This window comes from Pseudomonas sp. L5B5 (assembly GCF_020520285.1).
Classification (GTDB): Bacteria; Pseudomonadota; Gammaproteobacteria; order Pseudomonadales; family Pseudomonadaceae; genus Aquipseudomonas.
Map to the genome: position 1 here is coordinate 6,281,053 of NZ_CP084742.1, position 13,132 is coordinate 6,294,184.

Below are 13,132 nucleotides of genomic sequence, written 5' to 3' on the forward strand. Positions count from 1 at the left end.
AATCCTGGCAGGAAACCCCATGACGGACGCGTTCGAACTCCCCAGCACCCTGGCCCAAGCCCTTCAACGCCGGGCAGTCCTGGCACCTGATCAAGTGGCATTGCGCTTTATCGCCGAAGAGCAGGATCAGAGCGTGGTCCTCAGTTACCGGGATCTGGACCTTCGTGCGCGGACCATTGCCGCAGCCCTGCAAGCCAACGCCGAATTCGGCGATCGCGCAGTGCTGCTGTTCCCCAGCGGCCCGGACTACGTCGCGGCGTTTTTCGGCTGCCTGTACGCCGGGGTGATTGCGGTGCCGGCCTATCCGCCGGAGTCCACTCGTCGTCATCACCAGGAACGGCTGATTTCCATCATGGCCGACGCCGAGCCTCGGCTGCTGCTGACCAGCGCCGGGCTGCGGGACTCTTTGTTGCAGATGGACGAACTCAAGGCTGCAGGCGCGCCGCAACTGCTGTGCGTGGACACCCTGGAAGCCGGGTTGGCCGAGGACTGGCAGGCCGTGGCGCTTGCTGGCGACGACATCGCCTTCCTGCAATACACCTCGGGTTCCACTGCGCTGCCCAAGGGCGTTCAGGTCAGCCACGGCAACCTGGTGGCCAACGAACTGTTGATTCGCCGGGGCTTCGGCATCGACCTCAATCCGGACGACGTGATTGTCAGTTGGCTGCCGCTGTACCACGACATGGGCCTGATCGGCGGCCTGTTGCAACCGATCTTCAGTGGCGTGCCGTGCGTGCTGATGTCGCCGGCCTATTTCCTCGCCCGACCTGTGCGCTGGCTGGAAGCCATCAGTGAATACGGCGGCACCATCAGTGGCGGCCCGGATTTCGCCTACCGCTTGTGCAGCGAGCGAGTCAGCGAGTCAGCCCTGGAGCGCCTCGACCTCAGCGGCTGGCGCGTGGCCTATTCGGGTTCCGAACCGATCCGCCTGGACACCCTGGAACGTTTCGCCGAGAAGTTCAGCGCGTGCGGTTTCAGCGATGACAACTTCCTCGCCTCCTACGGCCTGGCCGAAGCCACCTTGTTCGTTGCCGGTGGCGTGCGCGGCCAGGGTATCCCGGCCCTGCACCTGGACGACCAGGCCCTGATGCAGAATCACGCCGAGCCGGGGCAGGGCAGCGCGATGATGAGCTGTGGCTTCAGCCAGCCGGAACACGCGGTGCTGGTGATGGACCCGCAGCAACTCAGTGAACTGCCTGATAATCGCATTGGCGAAGTCTGGGCCGCCGGGCCGAGCATTGCCCATGGCTACTGGCGCAATCCTGAAGCCACCGCCAAGACCTTCGTTCAGCATGCCGGCCGTACCTGGTTGCGCACCGGTGACCTGGGCTTTATCCGCGACGGTGAGCTGTTCATCACCGGGCGCCTGAAGGACCTGTTGATCGTGCGCGGGCACAACCTGTATCCCCAGGACATCGAAAAGACCATCGAGCGTGAAGTGGAGGTGGTGCGCAAAGGCCGAGTGGCGGCGTTCGCGGTCACCGAGCAGGGCCAGGAAGGCATCGGCATTGCCGCGGAAATCAGCCGCAGCGTGCAGAAGATCCTGCCGCCCGAAGCGCTGATCAAGGCCATCCGCCAGGCGGTGGCCGAAGCCTGCCAGGAAGCGCCCAGCGTGGTGGTGCTGCTCAACCCCGGGGCCTTGCCGAAAACCTCCAGCGGCAAGTTGCAGCGTTCTGCCTGCCGTACCCGTCTAGCCGATGGCAGCCTGGATCACTACGCGCTGTTCCCACAGGCCGGCAGCGTAACGGCCAGCGCCGCAGAAAGCTCCAGTGACGAGCTGCAAAGCCTGATCGGGCGCATCTGGCAGGAACAACTGCAATGCGCTTCCGTGGCTGGCGATGATCACTTCTTCCTCCTGGGGGGCAACTCGATTGCCGCCACCCAGGTCATGGCTCGCCTGGGTCAGGAGCTGGGCCTGGAGTTGAGCTTGCGCCTGCTGTTCGAGGCCCCGACCCTGGGCGCCTTCAGCGCCGCGGTGGCGCGCCTGCAACAGGACGGCGGCGTCGCCCAGGGCAGCATCAATGCCTTGTCGCGCCAGCAGCCGCTGCCGCAATCCCTGGCGCAGAACCGCCTGTGGATCACCTGGCAACTGGACCCGCAGAGCAGCGCCTACAACATTCCCGGCGGCCTGCGCCTGCGCGGCGAGCTGGACGAAGACGCCCTGCGCGCCAGCTTCCAGCAACTGATCCAGCGCCACGAAGCCCTGCGCACGCGCTTTTTCGAGCGTGACGGCCAGGCCTTGCAACAGGTGGATGCCGCCGGCGAATTCAACCTGCAGTTGATCGATATCAGCGACCTGCCACCGGCCGAGCGCGAAGCCCGGGCGCAGCAGATCCGCGAAGACGAGTCCCGGACCCAGTTCGACCTGGAGAAGGGCCCGCTGTATTGGGCGACCCTGGTGCGCCTGGATGAAGAAGAACACCAACTGCTGCTGACCCTGCACCACATCATCGCCGACGGCTGGTCGCTGAATGTGCTGATCGACGAGTTCTCGCGCCTCTACGCCGCCGCGGCCCAGGGCCAGAACCTGGAGCTGGCGCCGCTGGCCCTGCAGTACGCCGACTACGGCAGCTGGCAGCGCCAGTGGCTGGCCCAGGGCGAGGGCCAGCGCCAGCTGGACTACTGGAAACAGCAACTGGCCGACGAAGCCCCGGTGCTCAGCCTGGCCACCGACCACCCACGCTCGGCCCAGCTTCGTCACAGCGCCGCGCGCCACAGCCAGCGCCTGAGCGCGAGCCTCAGCGAGGCCGTGCGCCAGACCGCCCAGGCCCAGCAGGCCACGCCGTTCATGCTGTTGCTGGCGGCGTTCCAGACCCTGCTGCACCGCTACAGCGGGCAGCGCGACATCCGCATCGGCGTGCCCAATGCCAACCGCCCGCGCCTGGAAACCCAGGGCCTGCTGGGCTTCTTCATCAACACCCAGGTCCTGCGCGGCCAACTGGATGCGCGCCAGACCTTCGCCGAGCTGCTGCAACAGACTCGCCGCACCGCCCTGGAGGCCCAGGCCCATCAGGACCTGCCCTTCGAACAACTGCTCGAAGCCTTCCCCGAGGCTCGCGAGCAGGGCCTGTTCCAGGTCATGTTCAACCACCAGCAACGTGACCTCAGCGCTTTGCGCCGCCTGCCGGGCCTGCTCGCCGAAGAGCTGCCGTGGCATAGCCGCGAGGCCAAGTTCGACCTGCAACTGCACACCGAGGAAGACCGCAATGGCCGCCTGAGCCTGGCCTTCGACTACGCCGACGAGCTGTTCGACGCGGCCAGCATCGAGCGTCTGGCCGGGCACTTCATCAGCCTGCTGGAACACGCCTGCCAGCACCCGGGCAATGCCCTTGGTGACCTGCCAATGCTGAGCAAGGCCGAGGCGGCGCAACTGCAGCAATGGAGCGTGGCCCCCTGCGCACCGGCCGAGCACTGGCTGCCGGAGCGCCTGCACGAACAACTGCGCCAGACCCCGGAGCGCACCGCGCTGGTGTGGGACGGCGGGCAACTGAACTTTGCCGAACTGCACGCCCAGGCCAACCGCCTGGCCCACTACCTGCGGGACAAGGGCGTCGGCCCGGACGTGTGCGTGGCCATCGCCGCCGAACGTTCGCCGCAACTGTTGATCGGCCTTCTGGCGATCATCAAGGCCGGCGGCGCCTATGTGCCCCTGGACCCGGACTACCCTGCCGAACGCCTGGCCTACATGCTCGGCGACAGTGGCGTGGAGCTGCTGCTGACCCAGGCTCACCTGCTTGGCCAGATGCCTGAAGCCCCTGGTGTCAGCGCCATCGCCATGGACAGCCTCAAGCTCGACAGCTGGCCAAGCCATGCGCCGGGCCTGCACCTGCACGGCGACAACCTGGCCTATGTGATCTACACCTCCGGTTCCACCGGCCAGCCCAAGGGCGTCGGCAATACCCATCAAGCACTGATGGAGCGCCTGCAATGGATGCAGGACAGCTACCAGTTGCAGGACGACGATGTGCTGATGCAGAAGGCTCCCATCAGCTTCGACGTGTCGGTATGGGAATGCTTCTGGCCGCTGATCACCGGTTGCCGCCTGCTGATCGCCGCCCCCGGCGAGCACCGCGATCCCCATCGCATCGCCCAGCTAGTGCAGGAGCACGGCGTGACCACGCTGCACTTCGTGCCGCCGCTGTTGCAGCTGTTCGTCGATGAACCGCTGAGCGCCCAATGCCACAGCCTGCGCCGGGTGTTCTCCGGTGGCGAAGCCCTGCCGGCCGAGCTGCGCAACCGCCTGCTGCAGCAGTTGCCCGACGCACAATTGCACAACCGCTACGGCCCGACTGAAACCGCGATCAACGTCACCCATTGGCAGTGCTCGCTGGAGGACGGCGAGCGTTCACCCATCGGCCGTCCCCTGGGCAACGTGGTGTGCCGGGTGCTCGACGCCGATCTCAATCCGCTGCCGGCCGGTGTTCCGGGCGAGCTGTGCATCAGCGGCCAGGGCCTGGCCCGGGGTTACCTGGGGCGCCCGGCGCTGACTGCCGAACGCTTTGTGGTGGACCCGTTGAGCGAGGAGGGCGCGCGCCTGTACCGCACCGGTGACCGGGTGCGCTGGTGCACCGACGGCGTGCTGGAGTACCTCGGCCGCCTCGACCAGCAGGTCAAGCTGCGGGGCTTTCGCGTCGAACCCCAGGAAATCGAAGCGCGCCTGCTGGCCCAGGACGGCGTGGCCCAGGCTGCGGTGCTGGTGCGGGACAGCGTGGCCGGCCCGCAGCTGATCGGCTACTACACGCCCCATGCAGGCGATGAACACGAAGAACAGCAGAGCGCCCGGCTGAAAACCGCCCTGGCTGCCGAGCTGCCGGAGTACATGGTGCCGGCGCAACTGGTGCGTCTGGAGGCCATGCCCCTGAGCCCCAGTGGCAAGCTCGACCGTCGGGCCCTGCCGGAGCCGCAATGGCAGGTGCGCGAGCACGTTGAACCGAGCACCGAGCTGGAGCAGCAGATCGCCGCCATCTGGCGCGAAGTGCTGGGCCAGCCGCAAATCGGCCTCAAGGACGATTTCTTCGCCCTGGGCGGGCATTCGCTGCTGGCCACCCAGATCATTTCCCGCACCCGCCAGGCCTGCGATGTCGAGCTGCCGCTGCGGACGCTGTTCGAAGCCAGTGAACTGGAGGCGTTTGCCGAACAGGTGCTGCTGGTCCAGGAATCCGGTGCGCGCAACCAGCAGCCACCGATTGCCCGGGTCGACCGCAGCCAGCCGGTGCCGCTGTCCTATTCCCAGCAGCGCATGTGGTTCCTCTGGCAAATGGAGCCGGACAGCCCGGCCTACAACGTCGGTGGCATGGCGCGGCTGTCCGGGGTGCTGGACGTCGGCCGTTTCGAGGCGGCGTTGCAAGCGCTGATCCTGCGTCATGAAACCCTGCGCACCACCTTCCCCAGCGTCAACGGCGTGGCCCATCAGCAGGTGCATGCCGACACCGGCCTGCGCATGGCCTGGAAGGATTTCTCGGCCCTGGCCCCTGATGCGCGGCAGCAGCGCCTGCAACAACTGGCTGACAGCGAAGCGCACCAGCCCTTCGACCTGGAGACCGGCCCCTTGCTGCGTGCCTGCCTGGTGAAGGCCGGCGAGCAGGAGCACTACTTTGTCCTGACCCTGCACCACATCGTCACCGAAGGCTGGGCCATGGATATCTTCGCTCGCGAACTGGGGGCGCTGTACGAAGCCTTCCTCGACGACCGCGAGTCGCCCCTGGAACCCTTGCCGGTGCAGTACCTGGACTACAGCGTGTGGCAGCGCCAGTGGCTGGAGTCCGGCGAACGCCAGCGTCAGCTGGATTACTGGACCGGGCAACTGGGCCGCGAGCATCCACTGCTGGAACTGCCCAGCGACCGGCCACGGCCGGCAGTGCAGAGCCATCAGGGCGAGCTGTACCGCTTCGACTTGAGCGATGAACTGGCGGCCCGGGTGCGCGCCTTCAATGCCGAGCACGGCCTGACCCTGTTCATGACCATGACCGCAGCGCTGTCGGTGTTGCTGTACCGCTACAGCGGCCAGACCGACCTGCGCATCGGCGCGCCGGTGGCCAACCGCATCCGCCCGGAAAGCGAAGGGCTGATCGGCGCCTTCCTCAATACCCAGGTGCTGCGTTGCCAACTCGACGGGCAGATGAGCGTCGGCCAGTTGCTGGAGCAGGTACGGCACACCGTGATCGAGGGCCAGTCGCACCAGGACCTGCCGTTCGACCATCTGGTGGAAGCCTTGCAACCCCCGCGCAGCGCCGCCTACAACCCGCTGTTCCAGGTGATGTGCAACGTCCAGCGCTGGGAATTCCAGCAAAGCCGGCAACTGGCGGGCATGACCGTGGAGTACCTGGTCAACGATGCCCGGGCCACCAAGTTCGACCTCAACCTGGAAGTCACCGACCTGGACCATCGCCTGGGTTGCTGCCTGACCTACAGCACCGACCTGTTCGACGAGCCACGGATTGCGCGCATGGCCGGCCATTGGCGCAACCTGCTGGAGGCCCTGCTCAGCGACCCGCAGCGGCGCCTGTGCGAGTTGCCCTTGTTGCAGGCCGAGGAGCAGCAGCACCTGCTGGACAGTCTGGGCGTCGAGCCTGGCGAGCAACGCCTGGACCAGTGCATCCACCACCTGTTCAGCGAGCAGGCCCTGGCGCGCCACGACGCCCCGGCTCTGACCTTCGCCGGGCAGACTCTGAGCTACAGCGAGCTGGACAGTCGCGCCAACCGTCTGGCCTGGATGCTCCGCGAGCGCGGCGTGGGCCCGCAAGTGCGGGTCGGCCTGGCCCTGGAGCGTTCCCTGGAAATGGTCGTCGGCTTGCTGGCGATCCTCAAGGCCGGGGGCGCCTATGTGCCCCTGGACCCGGAGTACCCCCTGGATCGCCTGCACTACATGATCGACGACAGCGGCATCGGCCTGCTGCTCAGCGACGCGCGAATGTTCGCCGCCCTGGGCGAGCTGCCGGCCGGTGTCGGCCGCTGGTGCCTGGAAGAGGACGGCGCGCTGCTGGCCGACTACCCCACCAGCGAGTTGCCGTTCATCAGCCTGCCCCAGCACCAGGCGTACCTGATCTACACCTCCGGTTCCACCGGCCAGCCCAAGGGCGTGGTGGTGTCCCACGGTGAGATCGCCATGCACTGCCAGGCGGTGATCCGCCGTTTCGGCATGCGCCCGGACGACTGCGAGCTGCACTTCTATTCCATCAACTTCGACGCCGCCACCGAGCGTCTGCTGGTGCCGCTGCTCAGCGGTGCCCAGGTGGTACTGCGGGCCCAGGGCCAGTGGGACGCCGAGGAAATCTGCCAGCTGATCCGCCGGCACCGCATCAGCATCCTCGGCTTCACCCCCAGCTATGGCAGCCAGTTGGCCCAGCACCTGGCGACCCAGCAGCAGGCGCTGCCGGTGCGCATGTGCATCACCGGTGGCGAAGCCCTGACCGGCGAGCACCTGCAACGCATTCGTGCAGCCTTCCAGCCGAGCCTGTTCTTCAACGCCTACGGTCCTACCGAAACCGTGGTCATGCCCCTGGCCAGCCTGGCGCCGCAGCAGTTGGCCGAAGGCGTGGCCAGCGTGCCCATCGGCAGCATCGTCGGGGCGCGGGTGGCCTACATTCTCGATGCCGATTTGGCACTCGTGCCGCAAGGTGCGACCGGTGAGCTGTATGTCGGCGGCGCCGGCCTGGCTCAGGGTTACCACCGTCGTCCGGGGATGAGCGCCGAACGTTTTGTCGCCGACCCGTTTGCCGGCGATGGCGGGCGCCTGTACCGCACGGGTGACCTGGTGCGCCAGTGCGCCGACGGCCAGGTGGAGTACATCGGCCGGGTCGACCATCAGGTGAAGATTCGCGGTTTCCGCATCGAGCTGGGGGAAATCGAAACCCGCCTGCTGGATCATCCTGCGGTGCGCGAAGCCGTGGTACTGGCCCTGGATACCCCCGCCGGCAAACAGCTGGCCGGTTACCTGGTGACTGAGGTGGCTGAGCAGAACGAGGTGCAGCAGGCCAACCTGCGCGAAGTCCTCAAGCAGCAGCTCAAGACCCAACTGCCGGACTACATGGTGCCGACCCACTTGATGCTGTTGACCAGCATGCCGCTGACCGCCAACGGCAAGCTCGATCGCCGGGCCCTGCCAATGCCGGACCCGGAGCTCAACCGCCAGCAGTACGTGGCACCGAGCAACGCACTGGAGCAGACCCTGGCCAAGGTCTGGGGCGAAGTGCTGAACGTGCAGCAAGTGGGCCTCAACGACAACTTCTTCGAACTGGGGGGCGACTCGATCCTGTCGATCCAGGTGGTCAGCCGCGCTCGCCAGCTGGGGATTCACTTCACCCCGCGCGACCTGTTCCAGCACCAGACCGTACAGACCCTGGCCCGGGTAGCGAGCCACACTCAGCGCGTCAGCGCCGAGCAGGGCCAGCTCAGTGGCGAGGCGCCGCTGACGCCGATCCAGCACTGGTTCTTCGACAGCGCCATTCCCCAGCCGCAGCACTGGAACCAGGCGCTGTTGCTGGAGCCGCTGGGCGTGCTCGATGCGCAATTGCTGGAACAGGCGCTGATGGCGGTAGTGGAGCAGCACGATGCCCTGCGTCTGCGCTTCAACCAGGCCGGTGGCCAGTGGCGCGCCGAGTACCTGCCGCTGTCCGACGCCCCTCTGTTGTGGCAAGTGCGGGTGCCGTCCATGGCCACCTGCGAGGCGCTGTTCGCCGATGCCCAGCGCAGCCTCGACCTGGAACACGGGCCGCTGCTGCGGGCGGTGCTGGTGGACGGGCCCGAAGGCGAGCAACGCGTGTTGCTGGCCATCCACCACCTGGTGGTGGACGGTGTGTCCTGGCGGGTGCTGCTGGAAGATCTGCAGAACGTCTATCGCCAGCTGGAGGCCGGGCAGGCCCTGAACCTGCCGGCCAAGACCAGCGCCCTGCGGGACTGGTCGAGCCGCCTGCTGGCCTATGCCGGCAGCGAATCCCTGCGTGAAGAACTGAGCTGGTGGCAACAGCAACTGGCTGGCCCGGCCGCGCAACTGCCGGGCCTGAATATCGCCGGCAGCCAGCAGCATCAGCAGGCCCGCAGCCACAGCGTGACCCTGGATGCCGAGCGCACCCGCCAACTGCTGCAACAGGCGCCGGCGGCCTATCGCACCCAGGTCAACGACCTGCTGCTGACCGCCCTGGCCCGGGTGCTGTGCCGTTGGAGCGGACAGCCTTCGGCCCTGGTGCAACTGGAAGGCCACGGCCGCGAGGCGCTGTTCGACGAGATCGACCTGACCCGTACCGTCGGCTGGTTCACCAGCGCCTACCCGCTGCGCCTGACTCCGTTGCAGGTGGAAGAAGCAGCCGGGCAGGGCGCCTCGATCAAGGCCATCAAGGAACAACTGCGCGGTGTGCCGCACAAGGGCCTGGGCTATGGCGTGCTGCGCTACCTGGCGGATGAAAGCTGCCGCGAGGCCCTGGCGGCGTTGCCGCTGGCACCGGTGACCTTCAACTACCTGGGGCAGTTCGATCAGAGTTTTGGCGCCGATGCGTTGCTGCGCCCGCTGGATGAGTCCGTCGGCCCGGCCCACGCACCTGAAGCGCCGTTGCCCAACGAGTTGAGCATCGACAGCCAGGTCTATGGTGGTGAACTGGTGCTGCGCTGGACCTACAGCGCCGAGCGTTTCGACGCCGAGCTGATCGGCGAGCTGGCCGACGCCTACCTGGGCGAGCTGCACAGCCTGATCGCCCATTGCCTGAGGGACGATGCCGGTGGCCTGACGCCGTCGGACTTCCCCCTGGCGCGCCTGACCCAGGCCCAGCTCGATGGCCTGCCGGTACCGGCGGCGCAGATCGAGGACGTCTACCCGCTGACCCCGATGCAGGAAGGCATGCTGTTGCACACCCTGCTGGAGCCGGGCACCGGCCTCTATTACATGCAGGACCGCTACCGCATCAACAGCGAGCTGGACCCCGAGCGTTTCGCCCAGGCCTGGCAGGCCGTGGTGGCCCGCCATGAGGCCCTGCGCGCGTCTTTTTGCTGGAACGTCGGCGAAGACATGCTGCAGGTTATCCACAAGCCGGGCAGCACGCCCATCGAGTGCCTCGACTGGAGCGCAGTGCCCGAGGCCGAGCAAGAAGCCAAGCTCCAGGTCCTGCATAAACAGGAGCGCGAGACCGGTTTCGATCTGCTCAACCAGGCGCCGTTCCACCTGCGGCTGATCCGCGTCGGCGCCGCGCGCTACTGGTTCATGATGAGCAACCACCACATCCTTATCGATGCCTGGTGCCGCTCCTTGCTGATGAACGACTTCTTCGAGATCTACACGGCCCTGGGCGAAGGCCGCGAGGCCCAACTGTCGGTGCCGCCGCGCTACCGCGACTACATCGGCTGGCTGCAGCACCAGAGCCTGTCGGAAGCGCGGCAGTGGTGGCGGCAGAACCTTCAAGGTTTCGAACGAACAACGCCGATCCCCAGCGACCGGCCGTTCCTGCGTGAACACGCCGGGGACAGCGGCGGCATGATCGTCGGCGACTGCTATACCCGCCTCGATGCCCGGGACGGCGCGCAGCTGCGCGAGCTGGCGCAGCAGCATCAGTTGACCATCAACACCTTCGCCCAGGCGGCCTGGGCCCTGGTGCTGCGGCGCATGAGCGGCGATCGCGACGTACTGTTCGGGGTCACCGTGGCCGGACGTCCGGTAGAGATGCCGGAGATGCAACGCACCGTCGGCCTGTTCATCAACAGCATCGTCCTGAGGGTCAAGCTGCCCCAGGACGGTGAGCGCTGCAGCGTGCGCCAGTGGCTCAGCGGCCTGCTCGACAGCAACATGCAGCTGCGCGAATACGAGTACCTGCCGCTGGTGGCAATCCAGGAAACCAGCGAACTGCCCAAGGGCCAGCCGCTGTTCGATAGCCTGTTCGTGTTCGAGAACGCGCCCGTGGAGGTCTCGGTGCTGGACCGTGCCCAGAGCCTGAACGCCACTTCGGATTCCGGCCGTACTCACACCAACTTCCCGATCACCGCGGTGTGCTACCCGGGGGATGACCTGGGCTTGCACCTGTCCTACGACCAGCGCTACTTCGAGCAGGCGACCATCGAGCGCATGCTCGGCGAGTTCAAGCGCCTGCTGCTGGCCCTGATGCAGGGATTCCATGGCGACATGGCCGAACTGCCGCTGCTGGGTGAAGAGGAGCAGGACTTCCTGCTGGCCGGTTGCAACCAGAGCCAGCATGACTACCCGCTAGAGCGCAGCTACGTGGAACTGTTCGAGGCCCAGGTGGCGGCGCATCCGCAACGCATCGCCGCCAGTTGCCTGGACCAGCGCTACAGCTACGCCGAGTTGAATCAGTGCAGTAACCGTCTGGGCCATGCCCTGATCGCCAACGGCGTGGGCTTGGATCAGCCGGTGGCCTTGCTGGCCGAGCGTGGCCTGGAGCTGCTGGGCATGATCATCGGCAGCTTCAAGGCCGGGGCCGGCTATCTGCCCCTGGACCCGGGCCTGCCGGGCCAGCGCCTGGGCCGGATCATCGAGCTCAGTCGCACGCCGATCCTGGTGTGCACCGCGGCCTGTCGTGAACAGGCCCAGGCCCTGCTGGACGAATTCGGCTGCGCCGGCCGTCCGCGGCTGCTGGTCTGGGAAGAGCTGCAAGCCGCTGGGCATGCCCAGAGCAACCCGGGCCGCTACAGCGCGCCGGACAACCTCGCGTATGTGATCTACACCTCCGGTTCCACCGGCCTGCCCAAGGGCGTGATGGTGGAGCAGCGCGGCATGCTCAATAACCAGCTGAGCAAGGTGCCGTACCTGCAGCTGAGCGAGGCTGACGTGATCGCCCAGACCGCCTCCCAGAGCTTCGACATTTCGGTCTGGCAGTTCCTCGCCGCGCCGCTGTTCGGTGCCCGGGTGGACATCGTGCCCAACACCATTGCTCACGATCCCCAGGGCCTCCTGGCCCACGTCGAGGAACAGGGCATCACCGTGCTGGAAAGCGTGCCATCGCTGATCCAGGGCATGCTCGCCCAAGACGCCATTGCCCTGGATGGCCTGCGCTGGATGCTGCCCACCGGCGAGGCCATGCCCCCCGAGCTGGCGCACCAGTGGCTGCTGCGTTATCCACAGATCGGCCTGGTGAATGCCTACGGCCCGGCGGAATGCTCCGATGACGTGGCCTTCTTCCGTGTCGACCTGGCCTCGACCCGTGGTGCCTACCTGCCCATCGGCACGCCCACTGACAACAACCAGTTGTACCTGATGGACGAAGCCTTGGAGCTGGTGCCCCTGGGGGCGGTGGGTGAATTGTGCGTGGCCGGCACCGGTGTCGGCCGTGGGTATGTCAGCGACCCGTTGCGTACCGCGCAAGCCTTTGTGCCCCATCCGTTCGGTGCTGCGGGCGAACGCCTGTACCGCACCGGCGACCTGGCACGCCGGCGCAGTGATGGTGTGCTGGAGTACGTCGGCCGCATTGACCATCAGGTGAAGATCCGCGGCTACCGCATCGAACTGGGCGAGATTGAAGCCCGCCTGCATGAACAGCCGGAAATCCGCGACGCGGCCGTCGGTGTACAGGAAGGGGTCAATGGCAAGCACCTGGTGGGTTACCTGGTGGCCAGCGAATCGGGCCTGACACCCACCGAGCGCCTGGAGCGGATCAAGCCGCGCCTGCGCGCCGAGCTGCCGGAATACATGGTGCCGCTGCACTGGCTGTGGCTGGAGCGCCTGCCGCTCAATGCCAACGGCAAGCTTGATCGCAAGGCCTTGCCAGCCTTGGAGATCGGCCAGTTGCAGAGCGAGGACTACCTGGCCCCGAGCAGCGAGCTGGAGCAGACCCTGGCGGACATCTGGGCCGAAGTGCTCAAGGTCGAGCGAGTAGGGGTGCGCGACAACTTCTTCGAGTTGGGCGGGCATTCTCTGCTGGCGACCCAGATCGCCTCGCGGGTACAGAAGACCCTGCAACGCAACGTGCCGCTGCGGGCCATGTTCGAATGCAGCACGGTGCAGGAACTGGCCGCGTACATCGATAGCCTGGCCGGGAGTGAGATCAGCGAGGAGAAGGTCGATCGCCTGAGCGACCTGATGGCCGAGCTGGAGGGCTTGTAAGCTTTTGTGGCGAGGGAACAAGCTCGCGCTGGGTGGCGCAGCCACCCCAATGGCTGCACCTCCGTTCCTCCAGGAAGCTCGCAGACTCAGGCTTTA

At 66.7% G+C, this 13,132-nt stretch carries 1 protein-coding gene; it reads left to right on the forward strand.

The genetic code is table 11. From position 1 onward, the window contains the following. Positions 1–19 precede the first annotated feature (19 nt). Positions 20–13,036: a non-ribosomal peptide synthetase gene (locus tag LGQ10_RS29010; RefSeq protein ID WP_226523938.1), complete on the forward strand. Its 13,017-nt coding sequence runs from the start codon at positions 20–22 to the stop codon at positions 13,034–13,036. The last annotated feature ends 96 nt before the right edge of the window (positions 13,037–13,132 follow it).